Origin of the sequence: Janibacter zhangyanbonis, from assembly GCF_050507325.1 — a bacterium.
GTDB lineage: Bacteria > Actinomycetota > Actinomycetes > Actinomycetales > Dermatophilaceae > Janibacter.
In genome coordinates, this window is the sequence record NZ_CP191481.1 from 980,794 (window position 1) to 999,686 (window position 18,893).

At 69.2% G+C, this 18,893-nt stretch carries 22 protein-coding genes; 16 read left to right on the top strand and 6 right to left on the bottom strand.

Annotated features, from left to right (window positions below; genetic code table 11):
• Positions 1-169: 169 nt before the first annotated feature.
• Complete coding sequence (glgX, locus tag ACQBJO_RS04850; protein WP_421006951.1) at positions 170-2,233, bottom strand: glycogen debranching protein GlgX; 2,064 nt, start codon at positions 2,231-2,233, stop codon at positions 170-172.
• Between the two features lie 34 nt (positions 2,234-2,267).
• On the opposite strand from glgX, the gene ACQBJO_RS04855 reads away from it, so the two are divergent.
• From ACQBJO_RS04855 to ACQBJO_RS04905, 11 genes are all read left to right on the top strand, one after another.
• Entirely contained in the window at positions 2,268-2,786 is a 519-nt protein-coding gene (locus ACQBJO_RS04855) for a T3SS (YopN, CesT) and YbjN peptide-binding chaperone 1 (protein ID WP_255185651.1), read from the top strand.
• On the top strand, positions 2,783-3,565 hold the full coding sequence (locus tag ACQBJO_RS04860; RefSeq protein ID WP_421006950.1) for an enoyl-CoA hydratase/isomerase family protein: 783 nt from the start codon (positions 2,783-2,785) through the stop codon (positions 3,563-3,565). The genes ACQBJO_RS04855 and ACQBJO_RS04860 overlap by 4 nt, the downstream gene beginning before the upstream one ends.
• The gene (locus ACQBJO_RS04865) at positions 3,565-4,527 is read left to right on the top strand and encodes a class I SAM-dependent methyltransferase (RefSeq protein WP_421006949.1); all 963 of its coding nucleotides are present in this window, start codon (positions 3,565-3,567) and stop codon (positions 4,525-4,527) included. The genes ACQBJO_RS04860 and ACQBJO_RS04865 overlap by 1 nt, the downstream gene beginning before the upstream one ends.
• 8 nt (positions 4,528-4,535) lie before the next feature.
• A complete protein-coding gene (locus tag ACQBJO_RS04870; protein ID WP_255185654.1) occupies positions 4,536-5,180 on the top strand; it encodes an acyltransferase in 645 nt (214 codons plus the stop codon).
• Between the two features lies 1 nt (position 5,181).
• Entirely contained in the window at positions 5,182-5,535 is a 354-nt protein-coding gene (locus tag ACQBJO_RS04875; RefSeq protein WP_421006948.1) for a hypothetical protein, read from the top strand.
• A 192-nt stretch (positions 5,536-5,727) separates the two neighbouring features.
• Complete coding sequence (locus ACQBJO_RS04880) at positions 5,728-6,507, top strand: electron transfer flavoprotein subunit beta/FixA family protein (protein WP_255185656.1); 780 nt, start codon at positions 5,728-5,730, stop codon at positions 6,505-6,507.
• Positions 6,508-6,538: 31 nt separating this feature from the next.
• Complete coding sequence (locus tag ACQBJO_RS04885; RefSeq protein ID WP_421006947.1) at positions 6,539-7,480, top strand: electron transfer flavoprotein subunit alpha/FixB family protein; 942 nt, start codon at positions 6,539-6,541, stop codon at positions 7,478-7,480.
• Between the two features lie 176 nt (positions 7,481-7,656).
• On the top strand, positions 7,657-8,580 hold the full coding sequence (locus ACQBJO_RS04890) for a hypothetical protein (protein WP_421006946.1): 924 nt from the start codon (positions 7,657-7,659) through the stop codon (positions 8,578-8,580).
• A 180-nt stretch (positions 8,581-8,760) separates the two neighbouring features.
• On the top strand, positions 8,761-9,894 hold the full coding sequence (locus ACQBJO_RS04895) for a tyrosine-type recombinase/integrase (RefSeq protein WP_430407153.1): 1,134 nt from the start codon (positions 8,761-8,763) through the stop codon (positions 9,892-9,894).
• A 40-nt stretch (positions 9,895-9,934) separates the two neighbouring features.
• Positions 9,935-10,225, top strand: coding sequence for a helix-turn-helix domain-containing protein (locus tag ACQBJO_RS04900; protein ID WP_430407168.1), 291 nt, complete (start codon positions 9,935-9,937; stop codon positions 10,223-10,225).
• Between the two features lies 1 nt (position 10,226).
• Positions 10,227-12,347 (top strand): hypothetical protein, encoded by a 2,121-nt coding sequence (locus ACQBJO_RS04905; protein WP_421006943.1) that lies wholly within the window; start codon positions 10,227-10,229, stop codon positions 12,345-12,347.
• A gap of 47 nt (positions 12,348-12,394) precedes the next feature.
• On the opposite strand, the gene ACQBJO_RS04910 is transcribed toward ACQBJO_RS04905, so the two are convergent.
• Positions 12,395-12,757, bottom strand: coding sequence for an ArsR/SmtB family transcription factor (locus tag ACQBJO_RS04910; protein ID WP_421006942.1), 363 nt, complete (start codon positions 12,755-12,757; stop codon positions 12,395-12,397).
• An 84-nt stretch (positions 12,758-12,841) separates the two neighbouring features.
• On the opposite strand from ACQBJO_RS04910, the gene ACQBJO_RS04915 reads away from it, so the two are divergent.
• From ACQBJO_RS04915 to ACQBJO_RS04935, 5 genes are read left to right on the top strand one after another with little or no spacing between them, the layout of a single operon-like run.
• Entirely contained in the window at positions 12,842-13,309 is a 468-nt protein-coding gene (locus ACQBJO_RS04915; protein ID WP_421006941.1) for an ArsI/CadI family heavy metal resistance metalloenzyme, read from the top strand.
• Positions 13,310-13,311: 2 nt separating this feature from the next.
• On the top strand, positions 13,312-14,415 hold the full coding sequence (gene arsB / locus ACQBJO_RS04920) for an ACR3 family arsenite efflux transporter (RefSeq protein ID WP_084449589.1): 1,104 nt from the start codon (positions 13,312-13,314) through the stop codon (positions 14,413-14,415).
• Positions 14,412-15,035, top strand: a complete 624-nt coding sequence (locus ACQBJO_RS04925; protein ID WP_007928070.1) for an arsenate reductase ArsC — start codon at positions 14,412-14,414, stop codon at positions 15,033-15,035. Before arsB ends, ACQBJO_RS04925 begins: the two co-directional genes overlap by 4 nt.
• A gap of 24 nt (positions 15,036-15,059) precedes the next feature.
• Positions 15,060-15,482, top strand: coding sequence for an arsenate reductase ArsC (locus ACQBJO_RS04930; protein ID WP_084449402.1), 423 nt, complete (start codon positions 15,060-15,062; stop codon positions 15,480-15,482).
• Complete coding sequence (locus tag ACQBJO_RS04935; RefSeq protein ID WP_143445375.1) at positions 15,479-15,895, top strand: low molecular weight phosphatase family protein; 417 nt, start codon at positions 15,479-15,481, stop codon at positions 15,893-15,895. Before ACQBJO_RS04930 ends, ACQBJO_RS04935 begins: the two co-directional genes overlap by 4 nt.
• A gap of 180 nt (positions 15,896-16,075) precedes the next feature.
• On the opposite strand, the gene ACQBJO_RS04940 is transcribed toward ACQBJO_RS04935, so the two are convergent.
• The 4 genes from ACQBJO_RS04940 to ACQBJO_RS04955 form a co-directional block, all read right to left on the bottom strand.
• Positions 16,076-17,077 (bottom strand): IS481 family transposase, encoded by a 1,002-nt coding sequence (locus ACQBJO_RS04940; protein WP_155048747.1) that lies wholly within the window; start codon positions 17,075-17,077, stop codon positions 16,076-16,078.
• Positions 17,078-17,146: 69 nt separating this feature from the next.
• Complete coding sequence (locus ACQBJO_RS04945; RefSeq protein ID WP_058623030.1) at positions 17,147-18,067, bottom strand: cytochrome c biogenesis CcdA family protein; 921 nt, start codon at positions 18,065-18,067, stop codon at positions 17,147-17,149.
• Positions 18,068-18,070: 3 nt separating this feature from the next.
• Complete coding sequence (locus ACQBJO_RS04950; protein ID WP_005882713.1) at positions 18,071-18,595, bottom strand: TlpA family protein disulfide reductase; 525 nt, start codon at positions 18,593-18,595, stop codon at positions 18,071-18,073.
• Positions 18,592-18,891: a hypothetical protein gene (locus tag ACQBJO_RS04955; protein ID WP_005882715.1), complete on the bottom strand. Its 300-nt coding sequence runs from the start codon at positions 18,889-18,891 to the stop codon at positions 18,592-18,594. Before ACQBJO_RS04955 ends, ACQBJO_RS04950 begins: the two co-directional genes overlap by 4 nt.
• Positions 18,892-18,893 lie beyond the last annotated feature (2 nt).

Consider the following 18,893-nt stretch of genomic DNA (forward strand, 5'->3'; position numbering starts at 1 on the left):
CCTAAGGAAAAGTCCGGCCGCTTGGCATGCCGACTCACGTCGTGCGGGCAGCCGGACTTTCCCATGAGTCGGGCCGACCCCTCCCTTCGCCGCTCCTGTCGTGCATCGGGTGGAGGTGGTGGCGACCGGCTATGCGGTCGCTCATACCTCGACCCGCCCTCTCGCGGCGTCAGGTCGTGTAGAGGTGCAGGCTGAGGGGGGTGAGGGTCTGCTGGCGGTCGGCGGAGCCCGAGTCGGCGTCCTGCGGGCGCTCCCAGGCGCTGTCCCACCTCAGGCGAAGGGGGCCGACGTCCGGGAGCGTGACGGCAGCCTCGGCGAGGCCCCCGTGCACCACGAGCAGCGCCGCGGGCTCGCCGGCGAGGTGCAGCTGCAGGGTCCGCCGCTCGTCCTGGGCCCAGGTCTCGTCGGTCATCTCGGCGCCGGTCTCGTCGTACCAGTCGATGACCGACTCGTCGTGGTCACGCAGCACGGGGACCTCGCGCCGCAGGGCCGTGAGGTGGGCGGCGGTGGCGAGCAGGTCGCGCCGCGCGTCGTCGAGGTCCCAGTGCAGCCAGGTCATCTCGTTGTCCTGGCAGTAGGGGTTGTTGTTGCCGTCGTGGGTGCGGCCGATCTCGTCGCCGGAGGCGACCATCGGCACACCCGCCGACAGCAGCAGGGTGCCGAGCAGGTTGCGCACCGAGCGGCGGCGGGCGAGCGCGATGACGGCGTCGTCGGTGGGGCCCTCGGCGCCGTGGTTCCACGAGCGGTTGTGGTCGTTGCCGTCGCGGTTGTTCTCGCCGTTGGCCTCGTTGTGCTTCGTGTCGTAGGCGACGAGGTCGGCCATGGTGAAGCCGTCGTGCGCGGTGACGAAGCCGACCGACGACAGGGGAGTGCGCTCGCCGAAGAGGTCGCGGCTGCCGACGAGCCGGGTCGCGATCTCGCGCACACCGGGGCCGCTCACCTCGCCGCGCGAGAGCGCCCCCGCGTCGGCGAGCCAGAAGTCGCGGGTCGCGTCGCGGAAGCGGTCGTTCCACTCCGCCCACGCGCCGGGGAACTGCCCGGTGCGCCACCCGTCGGGCCCGAGGTCCCAGGGTTCGGCGACGTGCAGCACCCGCGAGAGCACCGGGTCCTCGCGCAGGGCGACGAGGAAGGGGTGGTCGGGGTCGTAGCCGAGGTCGTCACCGCGGCCGAGCGCGACGGCCAGGTCGTAGCGGAAACCGTCGACGTGGACCTCCTCGACCCAGTAGCGCAGCGAGTCGAGGACCATCTCGAGCACGAGTGGCTCGGTGAGGTCGAGCGTGTTGCCGCAGCCGGTGACGTCGACGTCGTGCCCCTGCTCGTCGAGGCGGTACCAGGTCGCCGCGTCGAGCCCGCGCCACGAGAGGGTCGCGCCGCCGGTGCTCTGCTCGGCCGTGTGGTTGTAGACGACGTCGAGCAGCACCTCGATGCCGGCCGCGTGCAGCAGCTTGACCATGCCCTTGATCTCGCGCAGCACCTCGTGCGGGTCGGCGTCGCTGGCATAGGGCGCGTGCGGGGCGAAGAAGCCGAGCGTGTTGTAGCCCCAGTGGTTCGTCAGGCCGAGCTCGACGAGGTGCGGCTCGTCGGCGAAGGCGTGCACCGGCAGCAGCTCCACGGTCGTCACGCCGAGCCGCTGCAGGTGCTCGATGGTCACCGGGTGCGCCATGCCGGCGTAGGTGCCGCGCAGGTGCTCCGGCACGCCGTCGAGCAGCCGGGTCACCTCGCGCACGTGCGCCTCGTAGACCACCCGCTCGTCACGCGGGTGCGCCGGCGGGGCGTCGTCGCCCCAGTCAAAGGTCGTGTCGAGCACGACGTTGCGGGGGACGAAGGGGGCCGAGTCCAGCTCCGAGCGGACGGTCACGTCACCCTCGCCGGCCTCGTCGACGGCATGCCCGTAGACGGCCGGCTCGTAGGTCACGCGGCCCTCGACGGCGCGGCCCCACGGGTCGAGCAGCAGCTTCGCGGGGTTGTGACGGTGGCCGGCAGCCGGGTCCCACGGGCCGTCGGCCCGCAGCCCGTAGCGGGTGCCGGGGTGCACGTCGGGGACGAAGCCGCCCCACCAGCCCTCGCCGGCGGAAGGCAGGGAGACGCGAGATTCCTCCCCTTCGTCGTCGAAGAGGCACAGCCACACGGCGGTGGCGTGCGCGGCCGGCACGGCCACCTCGACCCCGCCCGCGACGGGGCGCACACCCGGGGCGGGACGGTCGGGGAGCGCCTGGGCTGTGGTCGTCGACATGGCTCACAGGGTAAGCAGTCGGTACGTTGAGGCCATGAGCGATCCGACCGCCCTTCCCAACTTCGGCACCACCCCCACCCCCTCCGGTGAGCAGAGCGAGCCCGAGGCCCCCCTGCGCGACCGCATCGAGGCGGCGCTGCGCGAGCTCGGTCTCGAGCCGCGCATCGACGACGAGGGTGACGTGGCCTTCACCTTCTCCGAGCAGCAGATGTTCGTGCGCGCCGCGGACGACGAGTCCAACGTGCTGCGCGTCTTCGGCCAGTGGGCCCTCGAGGACCCGGTGCCGACCGACCCGATGGAGCGGCTCCAGGTCAGCAACGACCTCAACGTCGCCTTCAACCTCGTCAAGGCCGCCGTCGCCGGCGACACCCTCCTCGTGACGAGCGAGCACATCCTCCCGCGCGGCGCCGACGTGCGCGGCCTGCTCGGCCTCGCCCTCCCGCTCGTCCTGCAGGGCGTGCAGCTGTGGCACCAGCGCGCCACCGGCCAGGACCTCGAGGAGGCCGTCGCCGAGCAGCAGGGCCAGCAGACCGACGGGCAGGCCCCGGCATGAGCGAGCAGGTCGTCCGGCTCGAGGTCGCCGACGGCATCGGCACGATCGTCCTCGACCGCCCGAAGATGAACGCGCTCGACGCGCAGATGCAGCGCGAGCTCGTCGCCGTGGCCGACGAGGCCGCCGAGCGCGACGACATCAAGGCGGTCATCGTCTGGGGCGGCGAGCGGGTCTTCGCCGCCGGCGCCGACGTCAAGGAGATGGCCGAGATGTCCTACACGGACATGGCCGCCCACGTGCGTCTGCTCCAGCGCTTCTCCCGCGCGCTCGCCTCGATCCCCAAGCCGACGGTCGCCGCGATCACCGGCTTCGCGCTCGGTGGCGGGCTCGAGACCGCGCTGTGCTGCGACTTCCGGGTCGTCGCCGACAACGCGAAGGTCGGCCTGCCCGAGATCACGCTCGGCATCATCCCCGGTGCCGGTGGCACCCAGCGGCTGCCGCGCCTCGTCGGCCCGGCGAAGGCCAAGGAGCTGATCTTCAGCGGCCGGATGGTCGACGCCGCCGAGGCCCTGGAGATCGGTCTCGCCGACCGGGTCGTGCCCGCCGCCGAGGTCCTCGACGCCGCGAAGGCGCTCGTCACCCCCTTCGTCACCGGGCCGACGCAGGCCCTGCGCGCCGCCAAGGAGGCCGTCGACCGCGGGCTCGAGACGAGCCTCGACACCGGTCTGCAGATCGAGGCCCAGCTCTTCTCCGCGCTCTTCGCCACGCAGGACCAGAAGTCCGGCATGCGCAGCTTCGTCGACAACGGCCCCGGCAAGGCCACCTTCGAGGGCATCTGATGACCGGTGCCGGCGCCGCGAGCGCAGAGCAGGTCGAGGCCGCCTGGGAGGACAACAAGCTGGCCCAGGTGCTCTACCACGACTGGGAGGCGCAGACCTACGACGAGAAGTGGTCGATCAGCTTCGACGACCGCTGTACCTCCGTCGTGCGCGACCGCTTCCTCCACGTGCTCGAGTCGACCCGCCAGCCGGGGGAGTCGCTGCCCTACGGGCGCACGCTCGAGCTCGGCGCCGGCACCGGCTTCTTCTCGCTCAACCTCAAGCTCGCCGGCCTCGTCGACGAGGTGCACGTCTCCGACCTGTCACCCGGCATGGTCGAGGCGGCCAAGGCCAATGCGCGGCGCCTCGGCTTCGAGATCGAGGGACAGGTCGCGGACGCGGAGGCCCTGCCCTACGAGGACGACAGCTTCGACCTCGTCGTCGGGCACGCGGTGATCCACCACATCCCCGACGTCGAGGGCGCCCTGCGCGAGGTGGTGCGCGTCCTCAAGCCGGGCGGGCGCTTCGTCATCGCGGGTGAGCCGACGACCATCGGGCACTGGTACGCCCGGCACATCTCCCGGGCGACGTGGGAGACGGCGACGCGGGTGGCCAAGCTGCCTCCCTTGCGCCGCAAGTGGGCTCGCGCCCAGGCCGAGCTCGACGAGTCCTCCCGCGCAGCGGCCCTCGAGGCGGTCGTCGACCTGCACACCTTCGACCCGAAGCAGCTGGCGGCCCTGGCCCGTCACGCGGGTGCGAAGCACGTGGGCACGGCGACGGAGGAGCTGACCTCCGCGCTCGCCGGGTGGCCGATCCGCACCTTCGAGTACGCCGTCGCCGAGGACGCCCTCGGCTTCGGCTGGGCGAAGTTCGCCTACGGCACGTGGAAGAACCTCATGAAGGTCGACGCGGTCCTCGGCCGCGTCGTGCCGCAGCGCTTCTTCTACAACGTCGGCGTCACCGGCACCAAGCCCCTGCGGTGACGCGAGCGGTGACAGCGCGCTCCTCGCACCTCACGTGGTGGCACTGGGCCCGGTGGGTCGTCGCCAACCGGGCCTGGAGCCACCACCACGTCCTCGGCTACCTGCGGATGGTCCGGGCGAAGGCCCGCACCCCCGGCCTGGTCTTCGAGGGCCCGTGCTTCATCGGGCCGGACGTGCAGTTCCAGGTCGCGCCCGGCACCGCCCGCCTCGTCATCGGTGCCTACACACACATCGGTGGCGGGTCGGCGCTGCGCGCCCACGAGGGCACGCTGCGCATCGGGGCCAAGACGGTCATCGGCATCCGCAACACCTTCAACACCTGGCTCGACATCGAGATCGGTGAGGCCTGCCTCTTCGCCGACGACGTCTACGTGTGCGACTTCGACCACCGCACCGAGGACCTCGAGACGCCGATCAAGGACCAGGGGATCATCAAGTCGCCGGTGCGGATCGGCGACGACGTGTGGGTCGCGACGAAGTGCGTCATCACCCGCGGCACGGACATCGGCGACCACTCGGTCGTCGGTGCCGGCGCCGTGGTCCGCGGGACGCATCCCCCCTTCGTCGTCCTCGGCGGTGTGCCGGCACGCGTGGTCAAGCAGCGCCAGCCCGTCCCGGTCCCGGACGACCTCGACCTGCCCGCGGGGTGGTGACGTGACCCGCGAAGCCCTCGACGTCCTCGTGGCGCACATCCCGGCCACCCACACCGAGCAGGTGCTGGCGGCGCTCTTCGACGCCGGCGCGGGTGCGGTGGGGGGGTACCGCGAGTGCGCCTTCGTCCAGCGTGGCGAAGGGAGGTTCCGTCCCGTGGGCGGGGCGAACCCGACGATCGGCGAGGTCGGCCGGCCCGAGCGGGTCGTCGAGGACCGGGTCGAGGTGACCTTCCCGCGATCGCGAAGGGCGTTGGTGGTCAATGCTCTTCGCTCGGCGCACCCCTACGAGGAGCCCTCCTTCCACGTGCTCACCAACGTCGCGGACGAGACGCCCTCCGTCCCTCCCGCTCCCTGAGGAAGGTCGCGCAGCGACCGCCTCGAAGGGCGGTGTGGTGAAGGGCACCCTCACCCGCGTTGGAGGTCTGGTGCCGCGCTGGATAGCGTGAGCGGACTGGGAGCCTCCCCACAGTTCGGGCCCAACCGGCGCGGCTGCTGAGAGGATCGCCCGGTACCCAGCCCCCTCACCCAGGAAGAGGACGATTCGCCGATGAACATCGTCGTCTGCGTGAAGTACGTTCCGGACGCACAGTCCGACCGCGGATTCAACGAGGACAACACGACCGACCGCGAAGGCGTGGACGGTCTGCTGTCCGAGCTCGACGAGTACGCCGTCGAGCAGGCCCTGCAGATCGTCGAGGCCGGTGAGGGCGAGGTCACCGTGCTGACCATCGGTCCCGCCGACGCTGCCGAGGCGGTCAAGAAGTCGCTCCAGATGGGTGCGGACAAGGGCGTGCACGTCTCCGACGACGCGATCGCCGGCTCCGACGCGCTCGCCACCTCGCTCATCCTCGCCGAGGCGATCAAGAAGATCGGCACCCCCGACATCGTCCTCACCGGCATGGCCTCGACCGACGGCACCATGGGTGTCGTCCCCGCGATGCTCGCCGAGCGTCTCGGTCTGCCGCAGGTCACCTACGCCTCCGAGCTGACCGTCGACGGCGGCGTCGCGAAGATGCGCCGGGACGGCGACACCGCGAGCGAGACCGTCGAGGCCTCCCTCCCGGCCCTCATCTCGGTCACCGACCAGATCAACGAGCCGCGCTACCCCTCCTTCAAGGGGATCATGGCCGCGAAGAAGAAGCCGGTCGAGGAGTGGACCCTCGCCGACCTCGGTGTCGACGCCGGCCAGGTCGGTCTGGCCAATGCCGCGACCGCCGTCGAGGCGACGACCAAGCGTCCCCCGCGCGAGCAGGGCACGATCGTCACCGACGAGGGTGACGGCGGCACGAAGCTCGCCGAGTTCCTGACCACCAACAAGTTCGTCTGAGCGACGACCCGGACACCAAGGAGCAACAGACATGGCTGAAGTCCTCGTCCTCGTCGACCACGCAAACGGTGAGGTGAAGAAGCCCGCCGCGGAGATGCTGACCATCGCCCGCCGCCTGGGTGAGCCCTCCGCCGTCTTCATCGGCCCCGGTGCCGAGACCGCCAAGGACCTGCTCGCCCGCTACGGCGCCGAGAAGATCTACGCCGTCTCCGACCCGGCCGCCCTCGAGCACCTCGTCGCCCCCCAGGCCGAGATCCTCGCGCAGCTGGTCCAGGAGAAGTCCCCCGCCGCGGTGCTCATCCCGAGCAACTCCGCCGGCAAGGAGATCGGTGCCCGCCTCGCGGTCAAGACCGACTCCGGTCTGATCGCCGACGCCGTCGACGTGCAGGAGGGGCCGGTCACGACCCAGTCCGTCTTCGCCGGCAGCTACACGGTCCAGGCCAAGGTCACCAAGGGCACCCCGATCATCTGCGTCAAGCCCAACTCCGCTGCGCCGGAGCAGGCCAACGGCGCCGGTGCCTTCGAGGAGCTCTCCGTGAGCCTCTCCGACGGCGCGAAGGCCGCCAAGGTCACCGCGTCCGAGCCGAAGAAGGCCTCCGGTCGTCCCGAGCTCACCGAGGCGGCGATCGTCGTCTCCGGTGGTCGTGGCACCGGCGGTGACTTCTCGCCGGTCGAGACCTTCGCCGACGCGCTCGGTGCCGCCGTCGGTGCCTCGCGCGCCGCGGTCGACGCCGGCTGGTACCCCCACTCGTCGCAGGTCGGTCAGACCGGCAAGCAGGTCTCGCCGCAGCTCTACGTCGCGGCGGGCATCTCCGGTGCCATCCAGCACCGGGCCGGCATGCAGACCTCCAAGACGATCGTCGCGATCAACAAGGACGAGGAGGCCCCGATCTTCGAGCTCGTCGACTTCGGTGTCGTCGGTGACCTCTTCACCGTCCTGCCCCAGGCCACGGAGGCCGTCAAGGGCAAGTGACCTCCGGTCACGCCTGACGAAGGGCGCCGCTCCCCATCAGGGGGCGGCGCCTTTCGCCGTCCCGGGCGGTGACCTGTGACACCGCCCTTTACCAAAACGTGACTTCTGGCAGAAGGTGTGGTTATGGTGTTCGCGGCCGTGAGGCCCGTCCCCTGTTTTCCACCCCGAGGTCTCGCGTGAGTTTCCCCCGCTACGTCGGCCGCCACGGCAGCCGTCGTCCCAGCCCCCTGTCCCGCCTGAGCAGCCTGCCGTCGTCGGTCGGCTCGCACGGCGCCCGCACCGCGGCCAAGTCGGTCGCCGGCATCGGGATCGTCCTGGGCTCCGGCGCCTTCGTCGTCGCCCCGAGCCAGGCCGAGGGCACCTCGACCCCGAGCATCGACTCCGTCGCCACGGCGCGCACGAGCGCGAGCGACCTCTTCGCCGACCGCACGGGCGAGGCCGCCTCGCGGTCGACGGCCCGCGCCGCGATCACCGCCCCCGCCAGCTCCCAGTCCGAGGACTCCCAGGGTGACGTCGGCGAGCTCGACGTCGACGCGGTGTCGAAGCCGGACTACGTGCCGCCGAAGCCCAAGCCCAAGCCCGAGCCCAAGCCGGAGCCGAAGCCCGAGCCCGTCGAGGAGACCGAGGCCCCGGCCGAGGACGAGGCGACGCAGGAGGCCCCCGAGCCGACCGAGCAGGAGAGCGACGCGACGGCCGACGAGGCCCCGCAGGAGTCGACCGAGTCCACCGAGAGCACCTCCACCGGCGCGCCCCAGACGGGCAACTTCGCCGCGGAGGCTGCCGGTCTCGGCCTGGGCCCCAACGCGCAGCAGGTCTACTCCGCCGTGCGCACCCAGTTCCCCGACATGACCAACATCGGTGGCTACCGCGCCGGCGACCCGGGTGACCACGGCACCGGCAATGCCGTCGACATCATGGTGACCGGCGCCCGCGGCGACCAGATCGCGGCCTGGCTGCAGTCCAACGCCGGCTCGCTCAACATCAAGTACATCATCTGGCAGCAGCGCATCTGGATGCCCGGCGGCAGCTGGAAGATGATGGAGGACCGCGGCGACCCGACGCAGAACCACTACGACCACGTGCACGTCTCGGTCAACTGAAACGCTGACATATTGCAGCAGATGTAGGATCCCGAGTCCCGGGAAGGCTGATTTTCCGGGGTTCTCAGGGTTCTAGTCCGATCGACTGCGGCTCTTGGCGGGCGTTCTCAGCCCCTGATTTTCCGGGCTTTCTTGCATGTGATGTACGAATCATGCATTTGATGTATGTTCGCTCATGTGGTGGATGACGACGGGGACATGGGCGCGCTCGTCCTGCCGTTCAGGGCGTCGGGAGACCCGGTCGCGACGGCTGACGCCTTCGTCGAGGAGATGTTGCAGGGGTTCGCCAATCAGCAGCGGGCTCGGTCGTTGAACCTCGCCACGATCCACGCGCGGGACCGGCAGGTTCGCCGATTCATGGAGTTCTGCGGTTCGATGCCGTGGGAGTGGGGCCCCGTGGATGTCGAGGACTGGACGACGCATCTGGTGTCTGAGCCCAGGCCGGTGGCCACTTCGACCGTGCGCGCCTACCAGCAGGCCGTTGCGCTGTTCTGTGACTACCTCGTGGACCCTCGTTACGGATGGGGCGAGCGGTCCATGGAGATGTTTGGCTCGCATCCTGTCCAGATCTTCCACGAGTGGAACACCACCGCGCACGTGATCGATACGGAGGCGCGTCCGCAAGTCCGCCCTTTGACGCGGGTGGAGGTCCAGCGACTGCTCGACCATGCGGATGAGCGTGCGTTCCAGGCGCATGGCTCGGGCCGCAAGGGGTGGGCGACGGCGTACCGGGATGCGACCCTCTTCAAGGTCATCTATGCCTTCGGGCTACGGCGCAGAGAGGCGGCGATGTTGGACGTGCACGACTTCACGCGAAACCCGGCAGCGCCGGAGTTCGGCAAGTACGGAGTGTGCAACGTGCGATGGGGGAAGGCCTCGCGTGGTTCCGGGCCGCGTCGTCGAGGGGTCGTCGCGGTGCACCGGTGGGCGAGCGAGGCGCTGGCCCAGTACGTGGAGCAGGTGCGTCCGCAGTTCCAGACGACCTCGCCGGCGTTGTGGCCCACGGAGAGACAGGGCCGGGTCAGCAGTCACCATGTCGATCGCAGATTCGCGCAGTGGCGCGAGGAGTTGGGGCTCGACCCCCTCCTGCATCCGCACTGCCTGCGACACTCATACGTCACCCATTTGATCGAAGATGGTTTCGACCACCGATTCGTCCAGGAGCAAGCTGGGCACCGCTGGGGTTCGACGACTGCTCTGTACACCGGGGTGTCAGGCGACTACCGCAACCAGGTGGTGCGACAGGCTTTGGACCGAGCGTTCACCCCACCGACGGAAAGGCCGAATGATGAGCCAAGCAACGAAGACGGTTGACTATCGGTGGCACCTCCGTCAGGTGATGGCTGAGCACGGGATGCACGCTACTTCGGATCTGGTGCCGCATCTGGCCGATCGCGGGGTGGTCATGACGCCGACGCAGGTCTACCGAATCGTCACATCGCCGCCAGCCAGGATGAACATGAAGCTCTTGTCGGCGCTGTGCGATCTCTTTGGCTGTGGCCCAGGGGATCTGATCGAGCCGTATGTGGTGTCGACCTCTCGTCGGGCGCGCAAGGCAGTGGGCCAACGACCAGACGCGCCGCGGCGCGGGGGCGCACCTAGAGCAGTTCGGGCTCAGGTCGTGCACGACCCTGGGGATACATGACATGTCCGATGACGAGGACCGCGCGGCCAACGACGACGTGCAGCATGTGGTCGACGCCCTGCGTCGGCACGACCCGCAAGTCCAACCCGAGCTGATCGCGAAACTCGTCGAGCAGGTCGCGCCGGGACCCCGAACTCGCAAGGACCTGCTCACGTACCTGCGCGAGCACCCCGACGTCGTGACGCAGGGGGGATCGAGAATGCCGAAGGTCGTCGGCGAGTTGTTCTACGCCGCGATCGCCGCCGGTGTGAAGGGGGTGGTCAGTCCTGCCTGCGCGTCGTGTGCTCGCCCGCGCACCCTCTTCCACAACACCACAGACGGGCAGCGAATCTGTCCCAGTTGCTACAACCGCACGCGACGGGCCATCTGCTCGATGTGCGGCCAAGAGCGTCACGTGGCGAGTAGAAACTCCGAAGGGGGGGCGCTCTGCGGGACGTGCAGGAACGCAGGAAAGGCCGATGGTGAGTGTGCCGGGTGCGGCCGGGTCATGCAGGTGCGGCGCTCGAAAGATGGACTCGAATACTGCCGACGGTGCGCCAGTCGTCGTGCGCCGACCGAATCCTGCGCCAGCTGCGGCCGGGTCACCCGCGTCAACGCACGTCAGCCAGATGGGTCCGGCCTATGTGCCGCCTGCTACGCCAAGGAGAGGCAGGCGGTGGCACTTTGCGACGCGTGCGGGCAATTGGCCACGCTCGTCGCGAGAAAGGGCGGTCGTGGCGGTCATGACCGGAACCTGTGCGGACGTTGCTACCGCCACCCGCACAGGGAGTGCGGTCTATGCGGTCGCACCCGACGGGTCGCTCTTCGTGCAACGGAGACCTCTCCTGACGTGTGCCCGACCTGCTACTGGGCCCCGGTTGTGCTGTGCGCGACGTGCGGGCAGGAGGGATTGGGGCGCAGGACCACCAACGATGGAGACCCGTGGTGCTTCGCCTGTCAGGCGGCCACGAGGGTCGACGAGTTCTTGGCGGACGAGCAAGGGCGCCTGCGCCGGGGGTACGCGCCCGTGCGCGAGGCACTGCTGGAGACGGACCCTCGTTCGGTGCTGCACAACTGGGGACGAGTTGAGTGTTTCCGGCTGCTCGGAGACCTGCTGAGCGAGCATGGGGAGGTCACCCATGAGCTGCTAGATGCCGAGCCGCAAGTGTTCAGCGTGCACTACCTGCGAGGAGTGCTGGTGTCCGCGGGCCTTCTGGGCGAGCGTGATGAGCACCTGGCACGGCTGAGGGTCTTCTGCGAGGACGTCGTGGCCGAGGTCGACCGGGTGAGCGAACGCCAGGTGCTCGCGCGCTACGCGCAGTGGTACGTGATCGCGCGCCTGCAGATCGGCCCGGGCGGGCTGACCGCCAACCAGGCATACAACGCTCGCAGCGAGGTCCGAAGCGCCCAAGGCTTCATTGCCTTCCTGAACCTCCGCGGTGTCGGTGTGCGTGACTGCCGACAACGGGACGTCGAGGAGTGGGCCCTCGAGGGCAGGAGCCTGCACTTCGTCCGGTGGCTCAAGCGACAGCGCTCCCTACCGGCGAGCGTCGCCATCACCACTCCAAGCGTGGCCTCGTCCCCGCAGACTGGTGATCCAGACGAACAGCTGGAGCTGGCCCGCCGGCTCCTGCACGATCCGTCCATAGCCGGAGTTGAGGAGCGAGTGGCCGGAACCCTCCTACTGCTCTATGCGCAACCGGTGGCCCGGATTGCGCGGCTGACGCTCGAGGACCTCGCCGAGGTTGAGGGGCGGATGCAGGTCAAGCTGGGCGAGCATCCGCTCGACGTTCCTTCTGTGCTGGCGGACCTTCTTCGGCAACTGCCCGTCCACAAGCCCTTCGGGGCTGCTCGTGAGTTGGCCGACGAGCAGTGGCTCTTCCCGGGCAAGAGGGCCGGTCAGCCGCGGCACGCGATGTCGTTGATGAGAGCACTTCGACCACTGGGGATCCCCGCGCGGGTCAGCCGCAACACCGCGCTGCTGCATCTGGCCGTCAGCGTCCCACCAGCGGTCATTGCCAACGCCTTGGGGATCGATACGAGCACCGCCCAGAAGTGGGCCGAAGTGGCGGGTTCAAGCTGGAGCGCCTATGGCCCATCGCGCCGGCGGGACGTGAATCAGGGGCCGGTCGTCGATGTGTGACGGGGCCGCCACGCTGCGGCGGGCCGGTTGGTGTCGCTCCCGACTGGTCAGGCGTCGAGGACCTGACGCGCCAGAGCGAGGCGATCGGGCGCGAGGGTGAACCAGGCCCACTGCCCGCGACGCTCCCGGGTCAGCAGGCCGGCATCGACGAGCACCTTGAGGTGGTGACTCACCGTGGGCTGGGCCAGGCCGAGGGGCTCCGGTAGGTCGCAGGCGCACACTTCCTGACCGGGAGAGCAGCGCACGATGCCCAGGATCTGCAGGCGGACGGGGTCGGCGACCGCCTTGAGCAGTCGGGCCACCGCCTCGGCGTCCTCGCGCGAGATCGGTGCGCTGCCCTCGGTGGCGCAGCACCGCTCCACCGCCTGGCTGAGGAGGGTGCTTCCGTCGGTGGAGGGGGCGATCGACATGGCCCCATATTGACATGCGTCGATGCGCAGTGCCAAGGTTGACGTATCGACACACGTCGATATGACCCGATGGAGGAACCCCACGTGAGCCGCGTCCAGATCGCTCTCAATGTCGTCGACCTCGAGGCGTCCATCGCCTTCTACTCCACGCTCTTCGGTGTCGAGCCGCACAAGCGCCGGCCCGGCTACGCCAACTTCGCGATCACCGAGCCGCCGCTGAAGCTCGTGCTCATCGAGACCGGCGAGGCGACCCGCGAGAGTGGGCCGCGCGGTGCGCTGAACCACCTCGGTGTCGAGGTTGACGGCGCCGAGCAGGTCAGCGAGGCGCGCGCACGGCTCGCGGATGGCGGGCTGGCGACCTTCGACGAGGACGACACGACGTGCTGCTATGCGCTCCAGGACAAGGTGTGGGTCCACGACCCGGCCGGCGCTCCGTGGGAGGTCTACGTCGTCAAGGACGACAACCCGGCGAATGCGCAGCCGGCCACCGCGTCCCTGCCCGTCCTCGAGCAGTCCTCGCCGTGCTGCGCCCCGCAGGGGAGCCGGGCGTGACGATGTCTGAGGTGGCCACCGAGCGCGCGCCCGCGCGCCTGGCGATGCTGGATCGTTACCTGCCCGTGTGGATCGGCATCGCCATGGTCGCCGGGCTCGTGCTCGGTCGTGGGGTGCCTGGTCTGGGGTCCGCGCTGGACGCTGTGCAGCTGCATGGCATCTCGCTGCCGATCGCCCTCGGCCTGCTCGTCATGATGTACCCGCCGCTGGCCAAGGTCAGGTACGACCGCCTTGATTCGGTCACCCGTGACCGCAGCCTGCTCGGGTCCTCCCTCGTGCTCAACTGGATTGTCGGGCCGGCGCTGATGTTCGCCCTGGCGTGGGCCTTCCTGCCCGACCTGCCGGAGTACCGGACCGGTCTGATCATCGTGGGCCTCGCCCGGTGCATCGCCATGGTGATCATCTGGAACGACCTGGCCTGCGGCGACCGTGAAGCGGCTGCCGTGCTCGTCGCGCTCAACTCGATCTTCCAGGTCATCGCCTTTGCGGGCCTCGGGTGGTTCTACCTGTCGGTGCTGCCTGGCTGGTTGGGTCTGGAGCAAAGCGCGCTGGACGTCTCGTTCGGCCAGATCGCCGTGTCGGTCCTGATCTTCCTCGGGGTCCCCCTGCTCGCCGGGTACCTCTCCCGGCGCATCGGCGAGCGGCGCTGGGGCCGGCAGGCATACGAGGGCACCTTCCTGCCGAAGATCGGCCCGTGGGCGCTCTACGGCCTGCTCTTCACCATCGTCGTCCTCTTCGCCCTGCAGGGCGACGCCATCACCTCGCGCCCACTGGACGTCGCCCGCATCGCGGTGCCCCTCCTGGCCTACTTCGCCCTGATGTGGGGCGCCGGATACCTCACCGGTCGCGTACTCGGGATGACCTACGAACGCACCACCACGCTCGCCTTCACCGCGGCGGGCAACAACTTCGAGCTGGCCATCGCCGTCGCCATCGCGACCTTCGGCGTCACCTCCGGCCAGGCCCTCGCAGGCGTCGTCGGACCTCTCATCGAGGTGCCGGTCCTCGTCGGCCTCGTCTACGTCAGCCTCGGCCTGCGTCGACGATTCCCCCACCCTTCGTCAGCCGTGGCACCATCTCGCATCCCAGCAGAGGACCGCACGTGAGTACCGCACCCCACACGCCCGACACGTACGACCGACTCATCGACGACCTGACCTACGCCTACGACGGGGTCTTCTCACCCGAGACCATCGCCACAGTCGTGCACGAGGCCCGCGCCCTGCTCGAGCCGCGCGCCACGATCACGCAGTACCTGCCGATCTTCGTCGCGAAGCAGGCACGCGAGCAGCTCATGACCGTGGCCCAGGCTGAAGGGAGAGTCGCCAAGCAAGTCCCCGAGATCCTCTTCGTCTGCGTGCACAACGCCGGGCGGTCCCAGATGGCGGCCGCCCTGACCGAGCACCTGTCTGCCCGCAAGGTCCATGTGCGCTCGGCCGGGTCCGAACCCGTGGACACGGTCAACCCCACCGTCCTCGACGCCCTGGCTGAGCGTGGCATCCCGCTCAGCGCGCCATACCCGAAGCCATTGACCCACAGCGCCGTCCAGGCAGCAGACGTCATCGTCACCATGGGCTGCGGCGACGCCTGCCCGGTCTTTCCCGGCAAGCGCTACGAGGACTGGGACGTCGCCGACCCCGACGGCCAACCACTCGACGTCGTGCGGGACATCCGGGATGACATCCAACAGCGGGTGACCCGCCTCCTTCGTGACGTCCTCGCCTGACCTCTCCCACCCTCTGGAGCCCACATGACCGACCAACTCTCAGTCCTCTACGTCTGCGTACACAACGCCGGCCGCTCCCAGATGGCCGCCGCCTACACGCGCACTCTCTCTGGCGGCGCTGTCGAGGTGCGTTCGGCCGGATCGGCACCCGCCGACACGATCAACCCTGCCGTCCGAGAAGCGATGCTCGAGGAGGGCATCGACCTGTCTGCGGAGACGCCCAAGATCCTCACGACCGAAGCCGTCGAGGCCTCCGACGTCGTCATCACGATGGGCTGCGGTGACACCTGCCCGATCTTCCCCGGCAAGCGCTACGAGGACTGGACGCTCGATGACCCAGCCGGGCAGGGCGTCGAAGCGGTGCGCCCGATCCGCGACAACATCCGAGCGCGAGTCGGCGAACTCCTCGACTCCCTCGGCATCGAGCAAGTTGAGGCCAGCTCGTGAGCGCGCGCCCATCCGTGCTCTTCGTATGCGTCAAGAACGGCGGCAAGTCCCAGATGGCTGCCGCCCTCATGCGCCAGCGCCACGGCGAAGCCGTCGACGTGTACTCCGCCGGCACCCGCCCCGGCGGAATGCTCAACGCAGCGTCCGTCGCCTCGCTCGAAGAGGTCGGGGCCAGCGTCACTGGTGAGCACCCCAAGCCCATCGACCCTGCCCTGCTCGACACCGTCGACCGCGTCATCATCCTCGGCGAAGAGGCACACATCGACCATCCGGGCAATGCCCAGATCGACCGGTGGATCACCGATGAACCCTCCACTCGAGGCGTCGAGGGCCACGAGCGCATGGCACTGATCCGCGACGACATCACTTCCCGGGTAGACGCTCTGGCAACGGACCTGAGCCAAGAGGCTTGAGGTACCCAATTTGCTAGCCAATCGCGACCTACTCGCGCACTTCGAATACGAAATGTTGCCAGTGTGCCGCCCGCGGTCATCGCGAGCATTCTGGGGATTCACCCCAACACGGCTCAACTGTGGGCGGAGCAGGCCGGAGCGAACTGGCTGACTTATGGTCCGACCAGGGAGTCGCCCTAGCTAGGTGTATGAGGCCAGGACGTTGTTGACGCGAATTGGCACGAGCGTGGCCGGCGGCTGACCGTCCGCGGCACCGTGCGGGCGGTGGTAGTTGTAGTGCAGGTTCCAGCGCTCGAGGGCGTTGGCGCGTTCGTCTTCTGAGGTCCATGTCCGTGCATAGAGGAACTCTTCGGCAAGGATCCGGTTGTACCGCTCGATCTTTCCGTTGTGGCGGGGCGTGTAGGGCGTGATCCGTTGGTGCCGCGACCCGGCCAGTGCATCGGCGAACGCTGAGGCGCGGTAACAGGATCCGTTGTCGGTCACGATCCGTTCGATGTGCGTGATGCCATGAGCCGCGAACCATGCCCGCGCTCGCGCGAGGAACGCAACGGCCGTCGCGGCCTGCTCGTTCGGCAAAGCCTCGGTGTACGCGAGGCGTGAGTAGCCGTCAATCGCTGAGTGGAGGTAGACGTAGCCGGCTCGCGTGCCGCGGGTTTTCGTCCGCGCGACGGCGCGAGCTTCCGGGCTGTCCTTGCCATGAGCCCGCCATCCGCCGCCATCGGGGATTCGGCCGACCTTCTTGACGTCCAGGTGAACCATGTGGCCGGGGCACCGAGCGACAATCTTCCTCGCTTCGCGGTTACTTTCCCCGGTCGGGTCGATGAAGCGGCGCCGGTTGAGCTGCAGGTCGGTGAGGATGCGACTCACCGTGCGCCGACTGATCTGAATGCCGACCTGTTCGAGCTCGAACGTGATCCGAGCCGCTGACCACTTGTGCTCGCGCCGCATGCGTTCGACTTCGCGAACAACGACGTTGGGGGTGGCTGTCGGGGATTGCTTAGGCGTCGATGAGCGGTCGAGCAGACCGACCTCACCGAACTCACGATGGCGATGGACCCACTTTGACGCGGTAGCGCGGGAGATTCCCATCTCAGCTGCCACGTGAGCGATCGGCCGGGTCTTGCAACGCTCGACCAGCCGCCGACGTCCCTCGACTGACAGTGGCGAGTTGCGGTGAGTCATGCACGTCCTTCGAAGAATGTTCCAGTCGAGTCGCTGAGTCCCGGACCAAGCCCCCCATTCAGCCGTCGGCTACTGACCCTCGTGGTCGCCGCCTGACACGCCGAGCCCGACGTTCGTGGTGTCGCAGCAGGCCTCCGGCGATTCGGAACTGGCTCGACGCCGCCTATGGGCGGCGCCAAGGGCGAGTACTACGAGGAGGGAGATGACCGCGAGCGCCGCGATCGGCGCCGTGTGAGCCTGAACCCAGCCGGACAGGGTCGTTGAGAGCCTGGCGACACCGCCGGCACGGCCGGTCGCGACGAGGTTGTTGTCGGCGGTGGCGGCGGGCCACCAGTACCACGCGAGGTAGACGCCGGTGAGCAGCAAGACGGCGCCGGTGATCCGGGGGCCATAACTCCCGAGGCGTGCGACGTGGCGGGTTAGGCCGGTACCCGCGGCGGTGGTCGCGAGTGCGAGCAGCAGCAGGATGCTGGCTGAGCCGGCGGCGTAGACACCGAAGACCAGCAGCAGCCCCGCGTAGCTGGCGGTGGCCTGTGCCTGGGCGATGACAGCAAGGATCACTCCGAAGGTGCACGACAGGGAGGCGAGGGCGTAGCCGATCCCGAAGACCAGCATCCGGGCGGTTGGCGGGAGGCCTTCGGTTGCTCGGCCGGTGATCCGGGGCAACCGCACGGAGATCGAACGGCCGGCCAGCATCCACAGGCCGAGGAGCACCAGTAGGACGCCTACGGCGAGACCGAGTTTGGGCGCTGCCTGGATCAGGCCCCGAGCCCCGGCGCTCACCAGCAGGCCCGCAGCTGCGAGGGTGCCGGCGAACCCGATCGCCAGTGCGATTCCGGACCGCAGGGCCCTCAGCAGCCGCACCGGGACGGGCGAGGCGTCAGCGTCGCCGAGGGTCTGGCTGATCCAGGCCGGCAGCAGCGCGAACCCGCATGGGTTGACCGGCGCCACCATGCCGGCGGCGAAGGCGAGGCTGAGCAATCCGCCCATGGATCAGGCTCCGGCCTTGACGAGTTCGGCGGTGATCGTCTTCGCGTCGGGCTCGGTGGCACGGAAGGTCACCTTGCCGTCGCCGTCGATGACGATGAGGGTGGACAGGGCGGCAACGTCGAATCGCTGGGACAAGGCGGCACCCTCGTCTATGGCGGCCGGGACGTGTTCGGCGTCGACGTACTCCATGAATCCCTCGATGGTCTCCTTGGACTCGCCGGGGTCCATGTCGACGGCGAGGAAGCTCGCCCCAGCACCCGACTTCTCGGCAGCGGTGGCGGCCTCGCCGAGGGAGCGGACGCCTTCAACGCATTCGCCGCAGCCGACGGAGAAGAAGAACACCGCGGTCGGCTTCCCGCTGGCGGGCAGGCTGACCATCTGGCCGTCGATGCTAGTAACCGCCGCTGGCGTGCCCGCATCTGCGGCTGGTGTGGCGTCGGTGTTTCCGCAGGCGGTCAGAGCCAGGGAGCCTGCAAGCAGGAGGCCGGCGACCGAGAGGGTCGCGCGGCGGGTGCGGGTAAGCGTCATCGGTTCTGGTCGTCCTTCGTGTCGCTGGGGTGGGTGGAGTTCACAGGCGGGCAACAGCCATGCCTGGCGTTGTTGCCGCCGCTGCGGCGCCGCGTGGTCGCGAGGACCGCGAGCACCAGGACGGCGATGCCGGTGCCGATCACCCAGGGGTTGCCGAGGAACCCGCCGACACTGGCCAGCAGACCACCGGCGAGGAGCAAGGGAAGTAGGGCGCAGCAGGCGACCATGAGCAGCGCGGCCCCGGCTCCGAGGAGCAGGCCGCTGCCTCCCGGTTGGTCGTCGTGGTTGGACTTCATCG

What these genes read in the sequence shown, in the direction of transcription:
- glgX (WP_421006951.1), bottom strand. Translation starts at nt 2,233, where the DNA reads ATGTCGACGACCACAGCCCAGGCGCTCCCCGACCGTCCCGCCCCGGGT.
- ACQBJO_RS04855 (WP_255185651.1), top strand. Translation starts at nt 2,268, where the DNA reads ATGAGCGATCCGACCGCCCTTCCCAACTTCGGCACCACCCCCACCCCC.
- ACQBJO_RS04860 (WP_421006950.1), top strand. Translation starts at nt 2,783, where the DNA reads ATGAGCGAGCAGGTCGTCCGGCTCGAGGTCGCCGACGGCATCGGCACG.
- ACQBJO_RS04865 (WP_421006949.1), top strand. Translation starts at nt 3,565, where the DNA reads ATGACCGGTGCCGGCGCCGCGAGCGCAGAGCAGGTCGAGGCCGCCTGG.
- ACQBJO_RS04880 (WP_255185656.1), top strand. Translation starts at nt 5,728, where the DNA reads ATGAACATCGTCGTCTGCGTGAAGTACGTTCCGGACGCACAGTCCGAC.
- ACQBJO_RS04885 (WP_421006947.1), top strand. Translation starts at nt 6,539, where the DNA reads ATGGCTGAAGTCCTCGTCCTCGTCGACCACGCAAACGGTGAGGTGAAG.
- ACQBJO_RS04900 (WP_430407168.1), top strand. Translation starts at nt 9,935, where the DNA reads ATGCACGCTACTTCGGATCTGGTGCCGCATCTGGCCGATCGCGGGGTG.
- ACQBJO_RS04905 (WP_421006943.1), top strand. Translation starts at nt 10,227, where the DNA reads ATGTCCGATGACGAGGACCGCGCGGCCAACGACGACGTGCAGCATGTG.
- ACQBJO_RS04910 (WP_421006942.1), bottom strand. Translation starts at nt 12,757, where the DNA reads ATGTCGATCGCCCCCTCCACCGACGGAAGCACCCTCCTCAGCCAGGCG.
- arsB (WP_084449589.1), top strand. Translation starts at nt 13,312, where the DNA reads ATGTCTGAGGTGGCCACCGAGCGCGCGCCCGCGCGCCTGGCGATGCTG.
- ACQBJO_RS04930 (WP_084449402.1), top strand. Translation starts at nt 15,060, where the DNA reads ATGACCGACCAACTCTCAGTCCTCTACGTCTGCGTACACAACGCCGGC.
- ACQBJO_RS04940 (WP_155048747.1), bottom strand. Translation starts at nt 17,077, where the DNA reads ATGACTCACCGCAACTCGCCACTGTCAGTCGAGGGACGTCGGCGGCTG.
- ACQBJO_RS04945 (WP_058623030.1), bottom strand. Translation starts at nt 18,067, where the DNA reads ATGGGCGGATTGCTCAGCCTCGCCTTCGCCGCCGGCATGGTGGCGCCG.
- ACQBJO_RS04950 (WP_005882713.1), bottom strand. Translation starts at nt 18,595, where the DNA reads ATGACGCTTACCCGCACCCGCCGCGCGACCCTCTCGGTCGCCGGCCTC.
- ACQBJO_RS04955 (WP_005882715.1), bottom strand. Translation starts at nt 18,891, where the DNA reads ATGAAGTCCAACCACGACGACCAACCGGGAGGCAGCGGCCTGCTCCTC.